Origin of the sequence: Yersinia frederiksenii ATCC 33641, from assembly GCF_000754805.1 — a bacterium.
Taxonomy (GTDB): Bacteria; Pseudomonadota; Gammaproteobacteria; order Enterobacterales; family Enterobacteriaceae; genus Yersinia; species Yersinia frederiksenii.
On sequence record NZ_KN150731.1, the window covers coordinates 1,261,443 to 1,286,294 of the forward strand.

The following is a 24,852-nucleotide window of genomic DNA, read 5'->3' on the forward strand; positions in this document are numbered from 1 at the left end:
AAACCCGGCACAGTTGCTTTACACCGGGTTTAGGAACGAGAATTATTCTTTATCTTGGCCGATAGTGACTGACGAAAGATAGTTTAACAACGCAATATCATTATCAACGCCCAGTTTCAGCATCGCCGACTTCTTCTGGCTACTGATGGTTTTAATGCTGCGATTAAGCTTTCTGGCGATCTCCGTGACCAGAAAACCTTCAGCAAATAACCGTAAAACTTCACTTTCTTTCGGGGATAAACGTTTATCGCCGTAGCCATTCGCACTGATTTTTTCTAGCAGTTTAGCCACACTTTCCGGCGTGAACTTTTTCCCTTTTTGTAATGCAGCCAAGGCCTTAGGTAAATCAGCTGGTGCGCCTTGTTTTAATACTATCCCGTCAATATCCAAGTCCAGAACTGAACTGAGAATAGCGGGGTTATTATTCATTGTTAGTACAATTATGGCTAAATCAGGGTAGTGCCGTTTTATATATTTAATCAACGTGATGCCATCACCGTACTTATCTCCTGGCATAGAGAGGTCAGTGATTAGCACATTAGCATCAAGTTTAGACAAGCTGTTAATAAGCGCTGTGGAGTCTTCAAACTCGCCAACAACGTTTACCCATTCAATTTGCTCAAGCGACTTTCGGATGCCAAACAACACAATTGGATGGTCATCAGCAATAATTACATTAAGGTTGTTCATGGTTATGGGTTACCTTGCTGCAACAGTCTGGTGATGAAAGAATCAATTTGACTGATGCTATTTTCGATCTTCAACCGATCGCCATCTGCGATATGCTGTTCTAATGTTTCACATAGTTGTTTGCCGAGAAGCAGATTCAACATAGCAAATACGCCTTTCAATCGATGTGCGGTCTGCGAAAGCGATATGAAATCACGTTGCTGAAGTTCAGTATACAGTTTCTTCAGATCTACCGGTACTGTCTCAACAAATAAGGAATAATAGTCACTGGATTTTAGCTGTTGCTCGTATGCACTTATATCATCATTAGCTATGGATTCAGACGTTTCAGAGGATTCATCCGATAAAATGCGCTGTTCAATTAGTAATAATATTGCATCAATGACTGCACTTCCTAAATTATAATTTACCCGAATATAATTATCCTGCAACTGCTGTAAACCCACTTCGTCCGGAGCAAGTAATAAAGTAAATTTATCATAGTGTTGCGGGTTATCCGTTACCGTTACATCGTAGTCTCTACCGGGTAAACGGTCATCTACGATAATGCAGTTAGCACCGAATGAATTCAATAATGTTGTGATGATGGAACGCACTTCTTCAGACGTTATATCTAATAAAGCAGTGACACCGTCCAATAACTTCTCTTGTTCCTCCTGTTGTTCATTTTGGACAGCAATTGTCACTCGGATAGTATAACGAGTGCCTATATCCACTTTGCTGCGAATCTCTAATTGACCGTTTAATTTTTTACATAATTGGTTACATAAAAAGAATGTTAATCCCGAACTGTGATTGTATCTATCGACCAATGTTTGGCTGAGGAAAGGATAATTAAGATTACTGATCTCCTCATCAGAAATACCTGCACCGGTATCGATTATCTGAATAAGTAGTTGTTCAGGGTGACCCGGTTCGTGGTCAACATTTAGTGTAACTTTGCCATAAGACGTCGTAATAATTGAGTAATGCAGCAGCAGTGAAAGTATCTTGCGTAATACTTTTTCATCACCCATATAATTCTGATCAATATTGATACGGTAGTGATTAAACAGAGTTAGCCCTTTCTGATTAATCGCCGGTAGCATCTCCAGCAACAGTTCATCGATTAATGCTGACAGGGAAAAACTGCGCTGCTCCGGTTGCCAGTCTTGTGTTTCCAAGCGGGTAAGCAGGGTAATATTGTCAATCAACTCAATGATATCTTCAGATTGTTTGACCAATTTATCCGTCAGTTCATGCTGCAACTGGATATCAGTGATGTTTTGTAATTCTTTGGCTATCTGGTTGAGGTGGTTCACGGGCTGATTCAGCTCAATACCCAAATTATGCAACATCAGTTTCCGTGCTTGCAGGCTCTTATCATATTCACGCCTTGCCTGTTGCAGCCTTTTATTGACCAACACTTCTTTATCCTGATCATTTAATAGGAAAAGATAGGTTTCCGGGGAAATCTTGCTGCGAAACATGCGAATTTCATAAACTTCATTATTCACGGTGCCCTGAATCACCCCATGGTGCTGCTCGGCCATATGGGCAATCTTTTGCAAATTAAGGTGGGGCATCAAGTTGTCTGCGATCTGATTGCTGGCGACCACGACATTATTGCTGAAATTATAAACCAGTAATCCTTGTGGCAGGTTGGTAATAATTTCTTGGCTCAATGAACTTTGTGTTTCTAATTGGTCGGCCATATCTGCACTTGGGTGTACGAATTGGCGGCGAATAAAATAGATCCCTAACATCGCCAGTGACAGCAGCAGAATATTGGCCAGGATCAACCAGAAGTTGTTCCTCAGCAAATCAATGGCCAGCACATTAATAGGCACGCGATAAACAATTTTCAGTGCGGCGTTTGTCAGCGGGGCGGAGAACTCTACCCAATAACCATTGAGTGTGACGTTGGCCGCGGTAATATCCTCTGGAGCCAGACCTTCATTAATGGGGGTTTTATCTGGTTGAAGCAGGAAGCCTGAACGCGCCATATTCGGTGGAATTAAATCATTAATCGGCAAATCAAAGGCGATCACTGTCGCCAGATGACCGGGATGATTAAAGGTGGTTCTGAGCGTAAAATAGTAGGCATTCTGAAAGCGTAATTTTCGCAGTGGCGAGAAACTTTCTCTTTCATCTAAAGTATTGGCCTGCTGCAGCATTTCCGCGCGTCGGGACTCTGCGGCAACCGTCAGATAACTCTCTTTAAATCGTGAAGTGACTTCTTTTAATGCCTGAGTCGTGATGAGCGACAGGCTATTATCCTGACCGTTCAGATAATACATTGAGTAGGTATCATTCTGCGAGCCCCAGTGGCTGTCGAGATAATTGGACAACTGCAATGTCATGGTCAGTGTCGCGGGCTCATGATTACCAAAAATGACCGCGTCAGTTTTTCTGCGCGTTTTTTCAAGATAGTAAATATCAGGGCGCAGACGGATTTCCTGCGCGGCGATCATCGGCTTGTCAGAGATATCGGGGCTATTGGCTAAGTCATAAATCTGATAAGTATGGTAACGATAGTCATCAATACGTTGTTGCAAACCGGTGGCAATATTGGTTAATGCATGCTTTTTCTCGGTCAGGTAAGCATTGGTATAGTTGTAGCCATACAACCCAATGGTGATGAGCAGCAATACAATAAACAGCCAGAAGCCGCGGGTGATATTAACTGAACTGGTAGATGACGAGTTATTTTGCATAGAAATAATGCATATTCCTTGGTTAGCGTGTGACGGCTCTGGCGCTGGCAGTCACTGTCAGTAATAACAGCGCCACGCAGCCAAAAGCGACCGATAAGCTACTTAGTTGGGCGACAAAACCAATTGCCGCAGGGCCAGCCAGAATCCCGGCATAGCCAATAGTGGTAATAGATGCGACGGCCAAATTGGCTGGCATCACGGTTTGATTGCCAGCGGCAGTGAATAAGATAGGGACCACGTTCGATGCACCCAATCCCACCAGCATAAAGCCAATAATCGCAGCCAGTGAATTATCAACACTTATCGCGGTAACTATCCCAATAGCGGCGCACAAACTCCCCCCTAATAATACCTTGTATCGGCCCAATCCGTTGACAATCCGATCACCATTTAAGCGACCCAGAGTCATCGCGATGGCGAATACCGCATAACCTACACCGGCTTGTGAGGGTTCCATACCCCGCAATGTGGTGAGGAAGACAGCACTCCAGTCAAGCATGGAACCTTCAGCCAGAAACATGACAAAACATAAAAAGCCGATAAACATCACCCAGCCACGCGGTAAAACGAATAGCGGGCCATCATGGGGTTCGCCGCTGCCTTGCAACAGGTTTTTATTGGCGGTTAGTAGCAGGATAATCATTAACACCACTGTGGCAATAATGGCGGTTAGTGGGCTTAAGCCCAGCCACAATAAAGCACTCACGCCACCCGCGCCGGCAATGCCACCAACACTGAATAATCCGTGGAACCCGGACATCATTGCCCGACCACTGGCTTTCTCGACAATGACCGCCTGAATGTTCATCGCAACATCTATTATGCCCATGGCGGCACCGAAGACTAACAAAGCCAGAGCCATGGTGACAGGGGTGTTCATTAAGACTAACAAGGGGAGGTCGAGACAGAGCACCGCGCCTGCCAGTAAAATCACGGCCCTGCAGCCCCACTTCGCAGTGAGTACCCCAGTCAACGGCATGGCGAGCATCGAGCCGACACCAATACATAATAGCAGTAAGCCCAGCGATGCATCATTCAGATCAATACGTTCCTTGGCAAAAGGCACCAACGGCGCCCATGCGGCCATACCCAGCCCAGCGATGAAAAAAGCCAGACGAGTCGAGATTTGCTGTGCAACACCGGGTTGCACTGTTGATTGGCGTGTTTTGGTGCTCATGAGGTATCAGATCTGCGATTGATATGAATCATAAATATAGACAGACGTTTCTATCACAAAGCGAAATGCGGGTCGAAGGGATTTATCCGGATTATCATAATACTTGGCAATAAATGACTTTACTGCAGATAATCACCTTAATGGGGCTGAGTAAAAAGTCAGTCAGACATTGAGCGGCACAACCCGCCATATTGAAATTGGCCGTCTAGCTATCATCACATTTATGTGCGCACTCATCGGGCTGATTTGACGAATAAAGTTGGGAAGTCATTGCCATATTACCGGGAATGGTGGTGAGTGTAGAAATTAAAACCGGCCAGAAAACGGTGTTAAACGACCTAATAAAGCCGCTAAATAAAGTGAATTAAGCATTGCGCGAGCGCTAATAACTCTGCTTAATTATTTGTCTCTATTGACGTTTTGCTACTGACGCTGAATACCCTTTATTATCTGATAAATATTAAACTATGTTAATAAATAGGTGGCTGCTAGTTAATCGATTAGGTTAATTATTAGCCCGAGATATTTAAGCTATTCGTGCTAAAATATTATAATGAAACTATATATCTTGCAAATCATTTCATTTTGAAAATATATCGTCATTGTAAATATACTTCACTATATATTTCAGGCAATAAAAAAGCCGGTCAAAGGACCGGCCGTAACGCTAACGAATTATCTGGCCGCGAAGGCCACAATGAAAGTAATAGTAAAATAATGATGATAGCGGATTTATTATAGTTGCTGTTTCTTAGATATTACTTGTCAATTTGTGCGGTGATGGTTTTATTATAACTAATTGTATTTATTTAAAAAATAATCATTCTTGATTATAGGTGCTATATTTTTTAGTATTTTAAGTTTTTGTGAAAGTTCGCAGTAATTTACATTTTGAAATGATTTTTGGAGGTATGAAACATTATCCGAGACTTGGTAGCATTTTCTGTATAGATAAATCCTAATCTTATTACCACAATAGAATAACCCCATTGGGATTATATGCTCGCAAGAGCAGTGGCATAGTTAGATCTAATAATTAGAGGATAATAACGATGAAACTTCGAGTTCTTTCCCTGCTTGTTCCAGCCTTATTAGTTGCAGGTAGTGCAGGTGCGGCTGAAATTTACAACAAAGACGGCAATAAGCTGGATCTGTACGGCAAAGTCGATGGTTTGCATTATTTTTCTGATGATAAGAGCAAAGATGGCGACCAGTCTTACATGCGTTTTGGCCTGAAAGGCGAAACTCAGATTAGCGACCAACTGACCGGTTACGGCCAGTGGGAATATCAGGCAAATTTAAACAAAGCTGAAGATCAAGACCAAGGTAACTTTACCCGTATTGGCTTCGCTGGTTTGAAGTTCACTGATTTTGGTTCTATTGACTATGGTCGTAACTACGGTGTGCTCTACGACGTTACTTCCTGGACTGACGTACTGCCAGAATTCGGTGGCGATACCTACGGTGCGGATAACTTCCTGTCACAACGTGGTAATGGTATAGCGACTTACCGCAACACCAACTTCTTTGGCCTAGTTGATGGCTTGAACTTTGCTCTGCAATATCAAGGCAAAAATGGTGACGGTACTGAAACCAACAATGGCCGTGATGTAGAAGGTCAGAATGGTGACGGTTACGGTATGTCCGTATCCTACGACCTTGGTTGGGGCGTGAGCGCTTCTGCGGCGATGGCAAGCTCTAAACGTACCGATGATCAAAATAAGCTGGCCTTTGGTCATGGCGATCGTGCTGATGCTTATACCGGTGGTCTGAAATATGACGCGAACAACGTTTATCTGGCCGCAACTTATGCCCAGACTTACAACCTGACTCGCTTTGGTAACTTCAGCAATACCAGTTCTGATGCGGCTTACGGTTTTGCTAACAAAGCACAAAACATCGAGTTAGTAGCCCAGTATCAGTTTGATTTCGGTCTGCGCCCATCAGTAGCTTACCTGCAATCTAAAGGTAAAGACCTTGGCAACGGCGTTGGTGACCAGGATCTGCTGAAATATGTTGATGTCGGTGCCACTTACTTCTTCAACAAAAACATGTCCACCTATGTTGATTACAAAATCAACCTGTTGGATGAAAACCAGTTCACCAAAAACGCCGGTATCAACACTGATGATATCGTAGCAGTAGGTTTGGTTTACCAGTTCTAATCCTGATAACAGGGTAGGTTCTGATAAAACGCGGTCACTTGGCCGCGTTTTTTTATGCCTGCGGTAGCGATAACCGAGCAGTAGTCTAGTTTAAACTAGCTGTGTTTTTGACCAGATTGGTTTTTTTTGACCAATTTCGGCATGAAGTTTAACCAAACGAATCGAATTTCAATTTTTTCTGAACCAAACACTAGACATATCATCACGCTATAGATGATAATGCCGCTCATTGGAAGGATGGCCGAGTGGTTTAAGGCAACGGTCTTGAAAACCGTCGACTGTAACAGGTCCTAGAGTTCGAATCTCTATCCTTCCGCCAAATTACGCCGGCATAGCTCAGTTGGTAGAGCAACTGACTTGTAATCAGTAGGTCCCGAGTTCGACTCTTGGTGCCGGCACCAATTAAAAGCCCGCTATCTGAATAAGATAGCGGGCTTTTGCTTTGGGCTTTAAATCACTTATCCAACAGGCAGAGTTACTCGCCGCCCTCTAAATGGCGGCAGTTTTTATCTCTGCCGCCGCTAGAATCAACTGTTCTTGGCTAATTGAGCAACCAGTTGGTTAACGCCATCACTCATATTGGTGAATTTAGTCAATTGAGTGCGTGTTACGACGACGAAAACGCCAATGTTTTTTTCTGGGATCATGGCCATGTAGGTGATGAACCCGCCACCGCCACCGGTTTTTTGCATAATACCCGGTAGTTCATCATTGGGTGCCATGTAAACCCAGCCTAAACCTAGTGCATCCGCCTGACCGGCTACATCCATTCCTTTTAATGAAACTAAATCGCGACGTTGGAAATACAGAGTTTGTTCACGTTTGGCTGAATTCTTACGCGCGCTGTTATCTGAAGATAAGAATTGTTGCATCCAGCGCTGCATATCTTCCGGTGTGGAGTAAATCCCGCCACTGCCGGCGGCGGCTGTGGTATTTTCACAACGGCTACTGCCAACGCCAATCATCAATCGGCTACATTGTTCAGCCGTCGGGGTCAGGGTGGTATTACGCATTCCTAGTGGGGCGGTGATTTTATCGCGCAATAAGCTGGTATAAGGTTTTCCAGCGGCCCGTGAGAGTGCATCCGCCAGTAAATCGTAGGCCAAGTTGGAATAAGCTGCTTTTACACCGGGGGGAACAGTGACAGCCGCCTGTTTAAGCCACTGCCAGCGGTTATCTTTAGTTGGCCAGGTAAACACCGGCCTTTTCTGTGGGCCACCCGGTTGTTCACGCGGCAGGCCGCTGGTATGGCTGGCCAGATTCAGCAGAGTAATGGGCTGCTTACTATTATAAGCCGGAACTTTGGCTCCACTTGGCGCATATTTTCGCAATGGGTCGGTCAATTTTACCGTGCCATCTTCAGCCAGCTTAACCATCACTTCGCTGGTCATCAGCTTGGTGATAGAAGCAATGCGAATCAATGAGTCTGGCCGTGGGCGAAGATTATTACCAGGCTTGGTTTCACCAAAACTACGGTTGACCACTTGGTTGTTATCGATAACCACTAATGCCATCCCCATAGCTCCACTATTATAGAAGATATGTTCGGCATATTGATCAACAACTTGTGATGTCAAAAGCTCAGTATCAGCATAGCTGTGCAAAGAGATCGCGAATAGTGCAGAGGCCAGCAATGGGGAGGAGAAATGTTTCAGCAATCTTTTATCCATATTCAAAAAAATAAATAAGTGGTCGTGGACTTATAGTAATCGGATATTTGTATAAAACATGCTGAAATTTTCAGATAGACGAATAATTTACATTGGCGGGCAGAGCTTGCCGGAGCAATAGTTTTATTACGAGTCAACCCAGAAAGACAATCAGCAGTATTTTCTCTGCTTTACCTCATGCTGAACTCCTGTGAGCGCCAAATGCCGTCTGAGTCCTGCTGTGTGTCTGACTGGGACACAACCATGCCAGGCGCTTACAATCATTCTAGCCAGTATCTTGTTGCCGCGAGGGGAGTTAAACAACATAGCATGTTAGAAAAGGAAAACTAGAGAGAGAAAATAGTAAGATTGTAATGATATCCCCCGAGCTAAAAAAACCGCACCGAAGTAGGGTCGGTGCGGTTTGCGGTGACTATCAGAAAGCAATTAACTTTCAGTGACTGGCTTAGGTACTATGCTAGGTGACTCTTTCATGCCTAGTGGGTTATTGCCCCAACACTGTTCGTACTTCCAGCCGGTGAGTTCTTCCGCGACAGCTCTGGCATGGGCCGGAATATCCGCCATGGCACCGCCACCTTTAATCCGCTCAATTTCTTCCAGCAGGATTTTGTGATTCTTGCGATCCAGTTTCATCTGTGTGGTGTAGTAGATAGCCACCAATGCCAGGGCGACCACCCCGATTGCGAAGACACCGACAATGGCTTGCACAGCCACTTCCGGCTGACTCGATTGACCGGAGACAAAGCCAAAGCGACTTAATGTCCACCCCATGGCGAAGACGATAATCGAACGTACCATTTTACCGGCAAAAGTCATGGCGCCAGCATAAATACCTTCACGGCGACGGCCGGTCAACACTTCGTCTACATCTGCCAGGAAGGTATAAACCGTCCATGGAATGTAGTAGATGCCACCGGTACTCAAGCCGAAAACAGCGGTGATGCAGAACAGCACAATTACTGTTGTGCTCTGAGACCAACCGGTGAAATAGAGTGCGGCATAAGCAATTACACTGACAATCACGACTTGCAGCGCAATCCGGAACGGGCGAGCAAAGCCCATTTTGACGCAGATTCCAATAAAGACGGCAGTAGAAATCAACTGCATGATTGAGCTGAAACTATTGAGCTGGGAGACCAGCGCAGCGTCTTGGCCTAAACCAAAAATAATAAAGTAGGTAAATGCGGAGGCAAACAACCATTCAGCACCAAAGCCAAACAGATACATCCCTAAATGTTTGCGGAAAATACGTAGATGGAAGGTTGATGCCATATCCACACACAGTTTTTTTAAGGCCTGCCCTAAGCTGCTCGTGGTTTCTCTAACTACTTCGCTGGCCGGACGTTCCCAGGATGAACTGTAAAGCCAGATCATGGCGCAGCACATAATCAGGCCATAGGCGATACCGGTATAGAGGAATGGTGTCGCCGAATCTTTACCATAAATGGCAATAAACTGGCCGGGAATGAAAGCGGCTAAAAAGTTAGCGACTTTGCCAAAGATAGCTTTAGAACCGGTCAGTTTTGAGCGCTTGGCAAAATCGGTGGTCATCTCGGTTGCCAGTGTTTCATAAGGCACCATGATGGAGGTGTAAATCAGTTCAAACAGCGCGTAGGTCAGTAGGTAATACCAGAAACCAAAGCCGCTCATCCACAGCATCGGATAGACCAATACCAGTGGGATCCCTAGCAAAATAAAGAAGCGACGGCGACCAAATATGCGGCCCAATCGGGTGTTGTAAAAGTTATCTGTGATATAACCCATTACCGGGTTACTAATAGCATCGAGAATACTGGCGATTGAAAAGATAGTGGCCGCTTCGACGACGGAAAGTCCGCAAAAGGTGGTGTAGAAATACATCAACCAAGCACCGCTGATTGCCAGTGCTCCGCTCCCTAGTAAGTTGGCACTCCCATACGCCAACGTATGTCTTGTTGTAATAGCTTTACTCATTTTTACCGCCACCTCAAATTAAAACAATGTTTCATTAATAATGGATAAGCGTTTTCTTTATAAAGGTATGGCGTTCATAAAAATGAGTGTTTGATCACGAAAAAGGGTTTTGTGGCCAGAAATGGCGCGTATTACAGTAAAAATTGATGTGAATCAAATTCATGGATGGAGGGAATATTCGGTAAAAAACAAAATATCCATAAAACGGCTAATGAGTGATAATGCATTTTTATGGCAATCATCACCGTGACAAATGTGGCAAGATTTCGATCAGTGACATGAAATATCCCTATTTGTATAAAGTTGGCTGCTTACATTGTGAAAATATCAATGTTTGATATACGTGAGCTGTGACGTAGCATATGAATGTATTCTGGCTGCACCAGTGGCTAGCAGTGAAGGATGTAAAATGGCGAAGAAAAACCCTTATTATGATGCCAGTAAGCCACACCACACAGAGTTTGGATTTCAGAATCTGGAACCTGTAATCCACCATCCACAGGATCTAAAACGTTGGCGCGAAGAGCGTAAACGTCAGTCGTTACCCAAACCGCCACAGCAGGGCTATGCGCAGTTTGTTACTGACTGGTGGCAAGCGGCTGATTTCAGTGGCCATCAGGATGCTTTATGGTGGCTGGGCCATGCTTCATTATTATTGCGTGTCGGTGGAAAAACTGTTTTGTTTGATCCGGTGCTTTCTTGCCGAGCTTCGCCCCTCAATTTTTACGGGCCAGTACGCAGAACCCCGGCTCCCGCCAGTGTTAAAGAATTGCCACATATTGATGTGGTCGTGATTTCTCATAATCACTATGACCATCTGGATGTCACGACCATTAATCAATTGATAGGTCGCTTCCCCGATGTGATTTTTTTGGCCCCACTGGGGCTGCAAAGTTGGTTTGTGCAGCATGGTGCCCATCATGTTCATGAGTTAGATTGGTGGGATAAGCATCTGGCGGCTGAATTTGAGTTTCATTGTGTCCCGGCGCGTCATTGGAGTATGCGCACACCGTGGGATCGTAACCAAAGTTTGTGGTCGGGTTGGGTGGTCAAACGCGGCAATATTAACTTCTATTTTACCGGGGATACTGGCTATTGCCAGCAACTGCTAACCATTGGGGAAAGGTTGGGGCCATTCAACTATGCGGCCTTGCCGATTGGCGCTTATGCGCCACGTTGGTTTATGAATGCACAACATATGGACCCACAACAGTCAGTACAATTGTTTCAACAATTACAGCAGCCGATGACCGTTCCTATTCATTGGGGCGTATTTGAACTGGCAGATGAGTCACTGGATGAACCACCGCAACAATTAGAGCAGGCGTTAACTGCAGCGGGTGTGTCACAAGATAATTTTGCCCCGATTAAGATTGGGGCGCGGATAGCGTTAGGGTAGGAGAGTTTCAGCGGATTTAATGACCATCCGCTGAAACTCACTATCAGTTTTTACTGAATTTGATGAGTTAGATCCTGAATTGATTTACGGCGCCGGTCAAATCAGCGGCTTGGGCTTGTAATGCAGCAGAGGCGGCCGTTGATTCCTGCACCAGTGCCGCATTTTGTTGCACCATGGTATCCAATTGAGCTACCGCACTATTGATCTCATGAATGCCACGCATCTGTTCATCCGCAGCATTGGTGATTTCTGACATTATAGTGGTGACATCAGATACGCTGCTGACAATCTCGGTCATGGTGTTACTGGCTTGACGTACCTGACCAGAACCTGATGCTACACTGCTGACGGTTGATTCAATTAATGTTTTTATCTCTTTCGCGGCCTGTGCACTACGTTGTGCCAGTGTGCGAACTTCACCTGCAACTACGGCAAAACCACGACCTTGTTCACCTGCCCGGGCAGCTTCCACCGCAGCATTCAGTGCCAGAATATTGGTCTGGAAGGCAATGCCATCAATCACGCTGGTGATATCCCCGATTTTGCCAGATGCTGCCTCAATTGATTCCATGGTAGTGATAACTTTGGCGATAACATCGCCACCACGTGAGGCATCATTGGCAGCAGAGAGCACTGCCGTGTTAGCTTGCCTTGCTGCACTGGCCGATTGAGCCACAGTTGCCGAAATTTGTTCTAATGCTGCGGAGGTCTGTTGCAAGCTGGCCGCCGCTGATTCTGTCCGGCCCGACAAGTCCTGATTCCCGGCGGCAATTTCATTGGCTGCAATTCGAACCGACTCACTGGTATCACGAATTTGTGCCATTACTGCACTAAGTTTGTCAGCAAAGTTATTGAATGAAAGCGCTATTTTTGCTACTTCATCGCGGCCCTCTACCGGCAAACGCTGTGTTAAATCTTCGGTACCCGAACTGATGGCATCCATAGCTTTATGCACATGAGTTAGTGGTGTCAGAGCGCGCTGGGTAATAAGACCAATAATTATTGCCGCGATGAGAATAATCACGATTAGCGTCACCAGCGAGGTGATTAATAATGAGCGCATTCCGGCGGTGGACTGAGCTTTGTCCAGTGCCACCACGGTAAACCATTGGGTGCCAGGTACCGCTTGTGCCAGCAGCAACTTACTGCTGCCACCGATGTCGGCAGTAATAGGCTGAGTGGCGGACAAAAGTGCTTTCAGATCCAGCGTTGGGGCAATCTCACTCAGTGGTTTTAGGGTTAATTGTGCATCCTGGTGGGCGATAATGGTGCCATCGGCATCAATCAACATACCGAAGCTATCATCCGCTGGATGTATAGACTTAACGTTTGCAATCACACTGTCCATGGTGACATCGGCAGCTAATACCCCTTTAACAGTGCCATCTTCAATGATAGGCAAGGCAAAAGTGACCACTAACTGGTTAGTTCCCGCGTCGACGTAAGGTGGTGTAACGACTGGTTTTCCTGCTTTCACTGCCTGCAAATACCATGGGCGCCCAGTGGGGTCGTAACCTGCGGGAATACCATCCGGATTAGAGAAGATGGCGGTCTTATTTGCATAACCAAGATAAACATTTATGAAATTACCGGCGGCGGCAACCTGACGAAGTGCGACAGTAGGGTCAGCAGCCAGAGCGGTGTCTTTTAATGACACAATCATTTGTGTTTTAGAAGTGACCCAATCTGCAATCCCAACACCATGGCTGGCAGTCACCGCCGTCAGAGTATTATCAATGGCACTGTTGTTGTATTTGTTAGCAACGGAATAGTTAAAGTAAGTATTAATGGCAAGCGAACTCGCCACGATAATGATACAGGCAGCCAAGATACGTGAACGAATGGAATCGAGCATAGAGCGTCCTAAGTAAAGGGGAATGCATGATTCAAGTAACGGCTTGGCGTGGAAAAACTTGAGCTGGGTCACGGTAACAAAGTGTAATATATGCACCATTGTTAATTATTTTTTATGTAATAGTGACGGCAGTGGTCGATTTTGTTGATATTGATATCCAATAAAAACATAAACTTGGTTGTTTTTTGATCTTGATTTTATTGGATTGAATAGCGAGAAAGTTGAAAAAAATAGAGATATTTAAAGTGTAAAATAAGCATCAATCAGGTGAAATGTGGCTATGTATTGAGATTGATGCTGAATATTTGAGCCTATAAGATAATCATAATTCACTGACTAACCATTGGTCGGCCTCGTCAAACATCTCTTCAACTAAACGATTAAGTACCGATTTTTCTTGTTTGCTGGCATCGGTATTTATGCCGTTAGCTTGCATCGGCTTGACCTTAACTTCCGCATTAGGGAAGACCTGATGCACGCGTTTGGTCAACTCTGCTTTAATCAGTTCATTAGCATTTGTCAGGCCGGCGACATTTCGTTTGTCATAAATTAATTCAACTCGCATCGCTTTTTTCCTAAGATTTTCCCATGTAAAATACTGTGTTAATATACAGTTATATTGGATGCGAGACAATAATATTTTAGCTATTTTAGCGGGGAACAGGCGAATAGGCTGTTTTTTTGATGATTTAGTTATATTTAAAATAACCGCCAGTGATTTATTGACTAATCACTGGCGGTTATTTTTTGTTTAATGTCTTAACTGATTGTTTATACAAATGATTTAGATTTTTTACTGGAGTCGTAAAACGATAAGGATAGCTGTATTGGGTTAATCTATCTCTAACCAGCGCGCATCGACCACCACGCCGAGTATCTTGCAGTTACCATTGAGTTCAATTAATCGGTAGGCGGGATTCAAGGGTTTCAAGTACTTAACCCCGGCATCGACAATTAATTTCTTGAATGTGGCTTCGTTATCATCAGTGAGTTTGGCGACCACAAAATTACCTGGCATCGGTTCTTTTTCCGGATCGACGAGAATAATCATGCCTTCGGGAAAACTGATACCTGACGGCGAGGTCATTGAATCGCCTTTTACACTCAACCAAAATGCATTGTCATGCGCATTCTTGGTCGACTCCGGCCAAATTTCAATATCGCGCAAGGTATAGGGCTCTATTGCTTCATACCAGTTGCCCGCACTGATCCAACTGATGAGTGGATAACTGTTGGCGACGGATCCGGCCGGTTTATCATTTAGCCCGCTACGGGTAGAGATAGACAAACTTTCAGCCATCTTTGCCAACTCCTTTGCCAATGAAGGACTAAAGCTGCTGATGGGTTCATTCAGCACTTTGGCAAAAGCAGCGGCATTGGTCACATTGAGCGGATTTATACCGTTCAGGAATTGGTTAACCGCACTTTGGCCGACGCCTAATTCATGCGCAACAGACTCCTGGGATATACCCAGTGCTTTTTTCTTGGCATTAAACAGCTCTTTCAGCCGCTTAGCGTCGTCTAACTGTTCTGGCGTCAATGGCTTCTTTTTCATGAGTCAATTTTATTACCGTTAGCAATAATATCCAATCACCTGCGGTATTGACTATAAAATCACTTGCGGTAATAATCAATCAAAATATATAAGAGAAACGCATGGAATCGCACCTGCAACACGTACTCTTGGTCGTGTCATCAGCCTTCGTGCCGTGAGTTGCTCTGGTTATCACAAGAAGACGGCAGCCAGGTGTTTCGGGGCTTCCGTTGCTGAACAATCGATAGGTTGAGGTGTCATCCTGTGGCCCCGCCTTTTGTGGAGTAGCTATATATGAGTTCAATCAACGGCCCAAAAGGCATAAGCCATAGTCAGAAGATGCCCGGCATGAGAGACATTCAATTAGTATTAGCACGCTGGGGGGTATGGGCGAGATATAGCTCGGGGTTGGATTACTCATCGATTGCCGCGGGTTTCAAAGGACTCCTACCTGATACGTCTAAAAGTAAAGCATCATGTTGCGACGATGATGGCTTAGTGGTGGATGGTTGTGTGGCCCGATTAAAACAATACCGACCAGATGAATATGAATTGATTATTCGTCATTATGTCCTCAATCAATCAAAGCGAGCCATTGCACGCCAGCAAAAAAGAGATGAAAAGTTAGTGAGAATTAATATGCAAATGGCCGAAGGCTTTGTTGATGGTTGCTTGGCTATGTTGAATATAAAATTAGAAATGGACCCATTAATTGAAAATTTACATATTTATGAAAAAACATTAACGCGGTCCGCAAAAAGTGTATTAGTCTGATATTACTGGTTGGTTTGTTACGCAAGAATAATATTTTAAGACCCCGCTTAGACGGGGTTTTTCTTTTCATAATCCCAACGTTTAGAGTTAATAAATAAATTTAAAATTTTAATAAAAAGCATTAACGCGGTCCGCAAAAAATGTATTAGTCTGATATTACTGGTTAGTTACATACTGATTAAAAACAGGAAAGCCCCACAATGTTGGGGCTTTCCTGTTTCTGTTGGCAATACACGCCAGTGTATCTGAGTAGGAGGTAATAAATGAATGAACAAAGCCAACTGCCCTATTGGTGGACAGGATCACTGGCACTATTTTCAGCTCTGAGCTTACAGGATTACATCTTTATTCTCGGTACAGTGATTAGCGTGATATTCACGATTAAAACTTATTACGTCAATTTACATGAGAAGGCCGAAATAATTAAAGAGGAGCAGCGTCGAACTGAGATATTACGAGATTTTTTACGTAATAAAACAATAGAAAATATTCCGGCTGCCATTGCGGTATGCAATGACGCATTGCACAAGATGGAGAGCTGATATGACGCCCACGTTACGTAACAAAGTGTTGGGCGCTGCTGCTGGAGGGGCTATTGCGATTGCTGGTGCATTACTTGGTGGGCATGGCGGCGTCGAGGGCCGTGAATATCGTGCTTATTATGATGTCGCAGGTGTTCTGACGGTATGTGATGGTCACACTGGCAGCGACATTATTCGCCATAAGCAATATAGCGATCAGGAGTGTGATGCACTGCTACAGCAGGACTTACTGCCTATAAAGGCACGGGTTGATCGTGCCGTACAGGTCCCGGTAGGGGATTACACTCGCGCAGCACTCTATTCCTTTACCTACAACATCGGGCAGACCGCATTTATCAACTCAACTTTATTAAAGAAATTGAATAGTGGCGATATAGCAGCTGCGTGTGACGAATTGCGGCGCTGGATTATGGCGGGTGGTAAACGGTGGCAAGGCTTGATTAATCGGCGCGAGATTGAACGCGAGCTGTGCATGATGCCAGCGCCGGTTGTAAAGAAAGTCGCGGAGGATAAATGAAGAGGCGAATGATCAGCATGGTGTTGCTGTTGTTCTTGCTACTTGGCCTTACGGCCAATACTTACCGGCTTAGCACCAGGCAAAAGCAAGAACATGCCCAGTTACAGGCGGAACTGCTGGTGAATCAAACCTTGGGTAACATCATTGATGCCTACCAGTTAAACGACGCAGCCAATCGAGCGGCTACCCTCCGACAGTTAGAAAGCGAAAGGGCGTTACGACATGAAACAGAGGATCGCCTCAAGCGCTTTGCGGCTGCGGCAGCAACTGACAACTGTGCTGTTAGTCGCATGCCTGAGTCTGGCATTAGTATCTTGCGCGAATGAACCGCGTGCTCTGTTAGTCAATTCCCCGCAGTTATTGCCGCCAGAGTCGGCGATGACTGAATGTGAAATTCCACAGTTTACCGGATCAACATGGGGTGACAGCGCCTTATATGCCCTGAACCTCAAACGGGAGTTACTCATCTGCAAAGGGCGGTTAGATGAAGTCATTCATTGGCGTAATACCCTCCACCCTTGAGGTATTCGTTCTATTCCATTACTCGCCCTTAGTGGTCGACCGCGTTTATCCCCCTAACGGGGCAACTATTCATCAGGAGAATAATCATGGCAGGTATTGATGTCGGAATAGGTATTTTTTATCGGGTGAAATCATGAATGCAGCGCAAATCAGGCAACTGGCAGCCGCAGCGCTAGTCGGGAAAACCGATGCTGAAGATCGGATCTATTCAACTGACGCATGGCCAGTAACCACTTATCCAGCCATTTTGTTACAGACACCGGAGGAAGTTAAAGAGTCCATTGGCCGTAATGCGCCACAGTTCAAGACCATGACAACCTTGCGAATCAGTGGGCATATCCAACTCAGTGAGGCGGAAAGTCGGGTCACGGAAGCTGCATCTGCACTGGAGCGTTTGTGTGAGCAAATTCAACGCGCGGTGATTAACAGCTATGAGCTAACCCGACAGATTCAGCAATTTGCCAAAGTGCGCACCACCATGGGCATCGACACCAGCAGTGAGCAGCACTTTGCTGAAGTTAAAGTGGAGTTGGATCTTGAGTATTACCAAGGGCCGGAAGATTTCTTCCCGCATGAAACCACCCCATTAGAGGGCATCGACATCACTATTGATATGCCCGATGGTGCCACGGATCCCCTGATCGCCATTACCTTCCTGGAGTAACCCTATGTTCGTGAAACCGATGGCCGGTCGCGCGGTGCGTGACCCGGTCAAGGGCACCCTTTTGCCTGAATCCGGCACCGAGGTTCCTGATAACACATTTTGGCGTCGTCGAATTCAAGACGGCGATGTGATGCAGATAGCCGCTAAATCAGTGATATCTGCATTTGAAGTATCAACAACGGAGAGTACAACACTATGACCATTCCTTTCACTAATATCCCAAGCAATTTACGCACGCCTTTGTTCTTTGCGGAATTTGATAATTCCCAGGCTAATACGGCGAGTACCACCCAACGGACATTGATTATCGGGCAAGCATTGCCAGAAAGTAGCTTGCCTGCCAATGTGCCATTACTGGTTTCATCAACGGCAACGGTGGCCGGTTTAGCGGGGGCCGGTTCGATGCTGCATGGGCAAATGGCTGCTTATTTGGCAAACGACACTGCCGGTGAGGTTTATCTTCTGCCGCTGAGTGACACTGATGCCATGGTGGCCGCTACGGGTAAAATCACCGTCACCACACCAGCCTCGGCGACTGGGGTTATTTCACTGTACATCGGCGGTATTCGGGTACAAACCACCGTGGTTGCGACGGATGACGCGAATGCTGTTGCCACCGCACTGGCCGCGGCCATTGAGGGTAAACCCGAATTGCCCGTGACGGTTGTTCATACTGAAAGTGTGGCGGCGGAAGATGGCATCATTGTCCTGACGGCGAAAAATAAAGGTGCACATGGCAATAATATTGACTTGCGCTTGAACTATTTAGGCAGTGCCGGTGGGGAAGTGACGCCAGACAGCTTAGTTCTAACGATTACCCCGATGGCAGGTGGCGCAGGTACTCCTGAGTTGGCTGGTGGATTGGCGAATTTGCAGGATCGCACCTTCGATTTCATTATCAATCCTTATACCGATACGACGTCGTTGGATGCTATCAAAGCTTTCCTTTCCGATAGCACCGGGCGTTGGAGCTACAGCCAACAGTTGTATGGGCACAGTTTTGCCGCACAATCGGGCACTTATGGCCAACTGACCGCTGCCGGAGAGCTACGTAATGACCAGCATGCTTCACTGCTGGGTATGCATAACTCACCGACTCCGGCTTACATCTGGTCAGCAGCTTATGTGGGGGCAATCGCTCAGAGTCTACGCAATGATCCCGGTCGTCCACTGCAAACGCTGACTGTCAGTGGGGTGTTAGCACCGCCGTTGTCTAGCCGTTTCACACTGACGGAACGTAATAACCTGCTGCACAGCGGTATTTCCACCGTGACCGTGGCGGATGACGGTACGGTTCAAGTGGAAAATATCATCACGACCTATCAGACCAATAAATACGGTGCTGAAGATGATAGTTACCTACAAATCGAAACCTTGTTCTTGTTGATGTTTGTCACCCGCTACCTGCGTACACAAGTGACGTCCAAGTTTGCTCGGATGAAGTTAGCTGCAGATGGCACCCGTTTCGCTGCCGGTTCGGCGATTATTACTCCAAATGTTATTCGTGCTGAGTTGATTGCCCAGTATCAGACTTTGGAATTTAACGGCTATGTGCAGGATGCCAAAGGCTTCGCCCGTGGGCTGATTGTTGAGAAGAACGCCAGCAACCCAAATCGCGTCGATGTGCTGTGGACAGGGGTGCTGATTAATCAGCTACGTATCTTTGCGGTACTCAATCAATTCCGTCTGCAAGCGGCTGTTTAACTCTTAACTTTTTAAAAATAAAAGGAAATAAATTATGAGCGATTCTTCAAACCGCCTGGCGGGCACTGCTTATGTCACTGTTGATGGCATTACTATCATGGTCGCTGGCCAGTTCAAATACAGCCCGTCAAAAGTCAAACGTGAAACCGTAATGGGGATGGACGGTATTCACGGCTATAAAGAAACCGTGGTTGCACCGTCAATTTCTTGCACCATCCGCGATAGTGGCGGTGTTTCCATCAGTGACTTCAATGACCAAACCAACGTCAATATCGTGTGTGAATTGGCAAATGGCAAAACCATTATCGGTAGCGGTATGTGGTCAGTGAGTACTTTGGTGGTGGACAGTACCGAGGGCACGGTTGATGTCAGTTGGGAAGGCGGTTCGGTGACGGAGAACTGATATGGCTGAATTGGAGCGCAGTAAAACCATTTCGCTGGTTAAACCCATTTCGCATGAGGCGACCAAGACCACTTATGAGGTGATCGAACTTTGCGAGCCAACTCTATTGCAAGTGCAGCAATTTTACGATGAGCAAACCAAGACCGGCTCGCTTAGCGGCATGGGATTGCTGATCGCATTAGTGTCTGGGGTGCCGCGTGAGGCCATCAAAAAAATGGCTTTCACCGACTACAAAACTTGCGAGGTCTACATGATGGGTTTTTTAGCCTACTCCCCAATGGGGGACGATGGCGCGAAATAGTCGCTGACGTCACTTACTACTATAGCTGGGGGCCAGGCGATGCCTGGTCCCTGACCTACAGCAAATTAATGTGGTGGTGCCAGCAGGCCGAGCGGATTAATAAAATTAAGGCTGGCAAAAATGGCTAATAAATTTGATTTTGAATTAACCACTAATGCTCAGATAACTGAGTCAGTTAAGCGTATGAATAAGGCAGTAAAAGAATTAGTGCCTCAATTTTATGAGCTACGTAAAAGTGTCGTGGCGGTTGAACAGGTCATTCCTCTACCAATTAAGGAGATCGAAAAACGTCTTGAAAAATATAATAAGAGTGTAAAAAGCAATGCTGTTAGTGCAGGTTTAGAGAGCCAAGAAGATAAAACCTCAGATAGAGTGAAAAGTATTTATAAATTAACTAGACGAGCTAATCTTATTTATACAGCCAGCGCTGAGGTTGCCAGTGGATTAAATAGAGCGGCTGAGCAGGCCCATACTGTAAATACAGCAGCTCGAAATGTCAGTGCGCCTATTAGCCAATTTAGCCAGGTTAGTGGTGCTATGCGCATTCGCAGTGCTGAGGAAAATGCTTCAATCAAATCGACTGAGCAACTCTATAGTAAGTTGAATGATATGCTTTGGGGGCATAATGAGCAGGGGTTAGCTCAGCTACGTAACTTCGGTTTTGATATTATCAGTAATAAAAATGGCACAGCGGACGTTCCTGCAACTATGGTTAACATTGCCAGTGGTTTTTTACAAATGGATCCCAAAGCACAAAGCATACTGATTAGCACTCTTGGCTTGGACAGTAATGCTATTGAGTTATTACGAGAGGGGGTACGTCTAAAAGACTTACTGGCTAAATCGACTAGATTTGGGTTAATGATTGATCCTGAACTCAATACACAGTTAACGGAATTAGACCGCAAAACTAATGAGTTAAGTGTGGCTTGGGATGGGTTGAAAGATAAAGTATCCAATAAATTATATGGCATTCTAGTTTCCGATGGCTCTATAGCTGATGGTATAGGAGGAGTCACTGATTTGATGACGTACGGTCTAGATAGCTTCGCTATTATGCGAACCCTTGGGGGAATCAGTGGCGAAGAATCCGATAAAATGCGTTCGGCATATAATGATGCGGATTTTTATCGACAGCTAAATCGATATGAAAAAGAAATGCTTAAGCTTGGTTTGATGACTGATGGTTTTCGCAAAAAGTACCAAGGTTATTCTGAGTTCAAAAGTGCCGAGCCATTAGTCTACAAAGAAGTTATTACAAATGCTATTCCTGGACTTACATCATCTCCACCTGAACCTAATCCATTGACGGATATATTTAATCTGGGGAACAAATCTAATTCTGATAACAATACATTTGATCTGGAAACTGAAAATACTTGGAATAATAACCGAGTCCGTGATCTTACAGTATCGGATCCTTACTCCCTTGAACCATCAATTACTATTTCACCCGATGGTAACTTAGTCACTAGCTCTGAAAATATATCACCCAACGACAATATCGTCAGCAACACTGCCAATATATCGCCTATTTATTCTGAGTCGGTGAGCGGCTTTAATGCCGGTGATATTACCGATGTTATTGCGACTGCTATGCAAAATAACCGAGTGCAGATCGAACTGACATTAATCGACAGCCGAACCGGGGAATCTTCAGTGTTATTGGGGCAGGGGGGCGGGCGGATTAGCTACGCCATGGCCATGCCAATGTAATTGCGTGAATTATGTCATTTCGACTCTATAAAAACCCGCTTCGGCGGGTTTTTAACTTTCTATCGTAAGAATCCTAAACAGGAGAATGCCATGTCACTCATCGGCAATACCTTATCAGCGCTATTAGGCGGCGGTGACAACAGTTGGCAATGGTCGGAACATCTGCATCAAGCTTCATTTCGTGGTGTTCCTTTTGTCATTGATAAAAGCACTGGCACCTTTGGCCGCCGTCAGGCAGTACACAGCTACCCTTATCGTGATATCAGTTATATCGAGGATCTGGGGCGCAATGCCAGAAGTATGACTCTGGACGGTTTTCTGGTGCAAAACAGCCAGATTTATACCGCACCAGATGTAATGACTCAGCGTGACTCATTGATCGCCGCCTGTGAAATGCCGGGGTCAGGAACCTTAGTGCACCCGACTCTTGGTGAAATGACAGTCAGTGTGAGTGAATTGAAAATTAATGAAAGTACCGCCGGTGGGCGGATATTTTCATTCACCTTAACGGCGCATGAATCTGGTTTACGTGCCTTTGCCATCACCGGTGCGACTGAAATGAGTGCATCAATTCAATCTTCCTGGCTAGGTTTGAGTGCAAAAGCTGTCGCGGGTTTTATCGCTACAGTGAAAGGGGAAATGCGCTCTACGACTCAGGCGCTAAAAACACTGAAAAGCACGGCGGCGTTTTGGGCGCGCATGGTCACGAATACCGCCAATGAAGCCAGTAATCTGGGGAATGCACTGCGCTCAACTTTTGGTCGCAAGCGCTATGGCCGCTACAACCACGGCACGGTAGGCGGCAGCAGTTCGGGGGCCACAGAGGTCGTCAATCTGGAAAGTGATACTACAGATCTGGCACTTTTGGTGTCGCAGCGGTTGGCATTAACAGTTGAGGGGCGAGCGGCTGTCGATACAGCGGTAAATGAACTGCTCGAGGTAAACAGCATTGATGCTCATGCCGACAAGATGTTGGCGCTGGTCAATACACTGCAAAGTAGCGGCGTCAGTATCTTAGATGTTATTCGCATGATGGAAAATCTGGCGATAACTCAAGACGATATATTTCGTGCCAATGATAACGATGTCGCGGTTGCTGACGCCAGCCAGCATTTAATGACGACATTATGCACGGGCGCCATGGTCCATGCCGCGTCGCAATATCAGCCGGAAAGTTATGATGATGCTATCGATATTTTAGCGCGAGTGTGTGGGGTCATCGACAGCAGAGCTCTGGCTGCCGCCGACAGTGGCAATGATGAAACCTATGGTGCATTGATGCTGATGCGGGAATCTATTGTGCTGAAATTACAGCAAGCTGGCGCAAATTTATCGCGTGTTGGTGAGGTGAATTTTAGCCGCTCACAACCCGCCTTAATGTTGGCAAATCGTCTGTATCAGGATGCCTCGCGCACCGATGCCTTGGTGAAAATGGCCAACCCGGTTCACCCGGCATTTATGCCGATCCGCTTTAAGGCATTGAACTTATGAGTGATAAACGAATAAACGATGATCTAACACTCGAGGTGGGCGGCCGGGCAATCACCGGCTGGAGTAAAATTCAGGTTACCCGAGGCATTGAAAAGTTACCCAGCAGCTTTGAGCTGTCATTGATGGACCGCTATCCCGGCAGTGAAGGGCAGCAATGGATAAATCCCGGTGATCCCTGTGTGGTTAAACTGGGTAATGATGCCGTCTTGACTGGCTATATCGACAGTTGGGATAGCACCATCACAGCCACCCGCCGCGAGGTTACAGCTAAAGGACGCAGCAAATGCCAAGATTTGGTGGATTGCTCCGCTGAATGGCCCAATAGCGTAATCAGTCAGTCTACGGTATTGCAAATTGCACAAAAACTGGCCGAGCCATATGGCATTAAGGTGACATCAGACATTAACGACATGGTCGTGGTGCCGAAATTCACCCTTAACTGGGGGGAAACCGCACAGGCGGTTATTGAGCACGTCACCCGCTGGGCAGCACTGCTCTATTACGACCAACCCGATGGCAACTTATACCTCACAAGGGTTGGCACGCGCCAAGCTGCCAGCGGCGTGGAGCAGGGAGTCAATATCTTGAGTGCCAATCTGCATACGGATATCAATCAGCGTTTTATTGACTATACCGGTGTCGCCCTTTCCAGCAATACAGTCGCTCGCCGTTCTGCTCCGGGCGGCAATAATACCTCGGTTCTGGTGAAAATTCAGGATACGCAACTGGCTGAACAATTTCCGGCTCGCCACCGAAACAAGATAATTATCGTCGAAAATACCCTTAACTCACCAAACTTAGTCAGGAACAGCCTTGATTGGAGCATGAATCGTAATAATGGTCGTTCCAAAGCCCTCAAGGTACAAGTTGATAACTGGCGTGATCGCGAACAGCAGCTATGGCAAACCAACTCGTTGATTCCTATCGCTATCCCGTCCTTGGGGCTGAAAGATGAATTGTGGCTGCTATCGGAGGTGGTTTATCAGAAAGATGCCAGCGGAACGGTGGCGACCATGACGCTGATGCCTCCTGAGGCCTTCGCAGTTCAAACCTATAAAATTAAATGAAACCGGGGGTTA

Annotated in this window: 23 protein-coding genes, 2 tRNA genes and 1 pseudogene; 18 read left to right on the top strand and 8 right to left on the bottom strand. The window is 45.9% G+C overall.

Annotated features, from left to right (window positions below):
- Window positions 1–42: 42 nt before the first annotated feature.
- Genes rcsB through DJ58_RS16035 form a run of 3 tightly spaced genes read right to left on the bottom strand, consistent with a single transcriptional unit; the run spans window position 43 to window position 4,563 of the window.
- A complete protein-coding gene (gene rcsB, locus DJ58_RS16045; RefSeq protein ID WP_004708702.1) occupies window positions 43–690 on the bottom strand; it encodes a response regulator transcription factor RcsB in 648 nt (215 codons plus the stop codon).
- A gap of 2 nt (window positions 691–692) precedes the next feature.
- The gene (gene rcsD / locus DJ58_RS16040) at window positions 693–3,386 is read right to left on the bottom strand and encodes a phosphotransferase RcsD (RefSeq protein ID WP_004708701.1); all 2,694 of its coding nucleotides are present in this window, start codon (window positions 3,384–3,386) and stop codon (window positions 693–695) included.
- Window positions 3,387–3,408: 22 nt separating this feature from the next.
- Window positions 3,409–4,563 carry an MFS transporter gene (locus DJ58_RS16035; RefSeq protein ID WP_004708700.1) on the bottom strand — a complete coding sequence of 385 codons (1,155 nt, stop codon included), beginning with the start codon at window positions 4,561–4,563 and terminating at the stop codon, window positions 3,409–3,411.
- 210 nt (window positions 4,564–4,773) lie between these two features.
- Here DJ58_RS16035 and DJ58_RS23850 point away from each other — a divergent pair.
- From DJ58_RS23850 to DJ58_RS16020, 4 genes and pseudogenes are all read left to right on the top strand, one after another.
- Window positions 4,774–4,931: pseudogene (locus DJ58_RS23850) on the top strand (secretion protein HlyD); the annotation flags it as partial.
- Window positions 4,932–5,615: 684 nt separating this feature from the next.
- Entirely contained in the window at window positions 5,616–6,728 is a 1,113-nt protein-coding gene (locus DJ58_RS16030; protein ID WP_004708697.1) for a porin OmpC, read from the top strand.
- 231 nt (window positions 6,729–6,959) lie between these two features.
- Window positions 6,960–7,047, top strand: a tRNA-Ser gene (locus DJ58_RS16025).
- A gap of 6 nt (window positions 7,048–7,053) precedes the next feature.
- Window positions 7,054–7,129: transfer RNA gene (locus DJ58_RS16020), tRNA-Thr, on the top strand.
- Between the two features lie 126 nt (window positions 7,130–7,255).
- Here the strand turns inward: DJ58_RS16020 and ampH are convergent.
- Together ampH and DJ58_RS16010 are read right to left on the bottom strand one after the other, a co-directional pair.
- Window positions 7,256–8,398: a D-alanyl-D-alanine-carboxypeptidase/endopeptidase AmpH gene (gene ampH, locus DJ58_RS16015; RefSeq protein ID WP_004708694.1), complete on the bottom strand. Its 1,143-nt coding sequence runs from the start codon at window positions 8,396–8,398 to the stop codon at window positions 7,256–7,258.
- A gap of 426 nt (window positions 8,399–8,824) precedes the next feature.
- Entirely contained in the window at window positions 8,825–10,351 is a 1,527-nt protein-coding gene (locus DJ58_RS16010) for an MFS transporter (RefSeq protein WP_032913203.1), read from the bottom strand.
- A 409-nt stretch (window positions 10,352–10,760) separates the two neighbouring features.
- Here DJ58_RS16010 and DJ58_RS16005 point away from each other — a divergent pair, with 409 nt between their 5' ends.
- Window positions 10,761–11,750 carry an MBL fold metallo-hydrolase gene (locus DJ58_RS16005; RefSeq protein ID WP_032910942.1) on the top strand — a complete coding sequence of 330 codons (990 nt, stop codon included), beginning with the start codon at window positions 10,761–10,763 and terminating at the stop codon, window positions 11,748–11,750.
- A gap of 67 nt (window positions 11,751–11,817) precedes the next feature.
- On the opposite strand, the gene DJ58_RS16000 is transcribed toward DJ58_RS16005, so the two are convergent.
- The 3 genes from DJ58_RS16000 to DJ58_RS15990 all read right to left on the bottom strand — a co-directional run bounded on the left by DJ58_RS16000 (window position 11,818) and on the right by DJ58_RS15990 (window position 15,160).
- Window positions 11,818–13,605 carry a methyl-accepting chemotaxis protein gene (locus tag DJ58_RS16000; protein WP_032913205.1) on the bottom strand — a complete coding sequence of 596 codons (1,788 nt, stop codon included), beginning with the start codon at window positions 13,603–13,605 and terminating at the stop codon, window positions 11,818–11,820.
- Between the two features lie 322 nt (window positions 13,606–13,927).
- On the bottom strand, window positions 13,928–14,170 hold the full coding sequence (locus tag DJ58_RS15995; RefSeq protein WP_004708679.1) for a DinI-like family protein: 243 nt from the start codon (window positions 14,168–14,170) through the stop codon (window positions 13,928–13,930).
- Between the two features lie 267 nt (window positions 14,171–14,437).
- On the bottom strand, window positions 14,438–15,160 hold the full coding sequence (locus DJ58_RS15990) for a LexA family protein (RefSeq protein WP_004708676.1): 723 nt from the start codon (window positions 15,158–15,160) through the stop codon (window positions 14,438–14,440).
- 327 nt (window positions 15,161–15,487) lie between these two features.
- Between DJ58_RS15990 and DJ58_RS15985 the strand changes: the two genes are divergently transcribed.
- The 13 genes from DJ58_RS15985 to DJ58_RS15930 all read left to right on the top strand — a co-directional run bounded on the left by DJ58_RS15985 (window position 15,488) and on the right by DJ58_RS15930 (window position 24,840).
- Window positions 15,488–15,913 (top strand): antiterminator Q family protein, encoded by a 426-nt coding sequence (locus tag DJ58_RS15985; RefSeq protein WP_261371440.1) that lies wholly within the window; start codon window positions 15,488–15,490, stop codon window positions 15,911–15,913.
- Window positions 15,914–16,176: 263 nt separating this feature from the next.
- Window positions 16,177–16,455 (top strand): hypothetical protein, encoded by a 279-nt coding sequence (locus DJ58_RS15980; RefSeq protein ID WP_004708672.1) that lies wholly within the window; start codon window positions 16,177–16,179, stop codon window positions 16,453–16,455.
- A 1-nt stretch (window position 16,456) separates the two neighbouring features.
- A complete protein-coding gene (locus DJ58_RS15975) occupies window positions 16,457–16,972 on the top strand; it encodes a lysozyme (RefSeq protein WP_004708671.1) in 516 nt (171 codons plus the stop codon).
- Window positions 16,969–17,298, top strand: a complete 330-nt coding sequence (locus DJ58_RS15970; RefSeq protein WP_032910938.1) for a DUF2570 domain-containing protein — start codon at window positions 16,969–16,971, stop codon at window positions 17,296–17,298. The genes DJ58_RS15975 and DJ58_RS15970 overlap by 4 nt, the downstream gene beginning before the upstream one ends.
- Complete coding sequence (gene lysC, locus DJ58_RS24100; RefSeq protein WP_186373089.1) at window positions 17,195–17,494, top strand: Rz1-like lysis system protein LysC; 300 nt, start codon at window positions 17,195–17,197, stop codon at window positions 17,492–17,494. The genes DJ58_RS15970 and lysC overlap by 104 nt, the downstream gene beginning before the upstream one ends.
- Window positions 17,495–17,627: 133 nt before the next feature.
- Complete coding sequence (locus DJ58_RS15965) at window positions 17,628–18,158, top strand: hypothetical protein (RefSeq protein ID WP_004708664.1); 531 nt, start codon at window positions 17,628–17,630, stop codon at window positions 18,156–18,158.
- Between the two features lie 4 nt (window positions 18,159–18,162).
- Entirely contained in the window at window positions 18,163–18,357 is a 195-nt protein-coding gene (locus DJ58_RS15960; protein ID WP_032910937.1) for a DUF2635 domain-containing protein, read from the top strand.
- Window positions 18,354–19,862 carry a phage tail sheath subtilisin-like domain-containing protein gene (locus tag DJ58_RS15955; RefSeq protein ID WP_004708661.1) on the top strand — a complete coding sequence of 503 codons (1,509 nt, stop codon included), beginning with the start codon at window positions 18,354–18,356 and terminating at the stop codon, window positions 19,860–19,862. Before DJ58_RS15960 ends, DJ58_RS15955 begins: the two co-directional genes overlap by 4 nt.
- A 34-nt stretch (window positions 19,863–19,896) precedes the next feature.
- Window positions 19,897–20,265: a phage tail tube protein gene (locus tag DJ58_RS15950; protein WP_004708659.1), complete on the top strand. Its 369-nt coding sequence runs from the start codon at window positions 19,897–19,899 to the stop codon at window positions 20,263–20,265.
- 1 nt (window position 20,266) lies between these two features.
- Entirely contained in the window at window positions 20,267–20,566 is a 300-nt protein-coding gene (locus DJ58_RS15945) for a phage tail assembly protein (protein WP_004708656.1), read from the top strand.
- A gap of 120 nt (window positions 20,567–20,686) precedes the next feature.
- Window positions 20,687–22,282: a hypothetical protein gene (locus DJ58_RS15940; RefSeq protein WP_004708654.1), complete on the top strand. Its 1,596-nt coding sequence runs from the start codon at window positions 20,687–20,689 to the stop codon at window positions 22,280–22,282.
- Window positions 22,283–22,372: 90 nt separating this feature from the next.
- Entirely contained in the window at window positions 22,373–23,773 is a 1,401-nt protein-coding gene (locus DJ58_RS15935; protein WP_032910935.1) for a DNA circularization protein, read from the top strand.
- Between the two features lie 11 nt (window positions 23,774–23,784).
- Complete coding sequence (locus tag DJ58_RS15930) at window positions 23,785–24,840, top strand: phage baseplate assembly protein (RefSeq protein WP_032911003.1); 1,056 nt, start codon at window positions 23,785–23,787, stop codon at window positions 24,838–24,840.
- Window positions 24,841–24,852 lie beyond the last annotated feature (12 nt).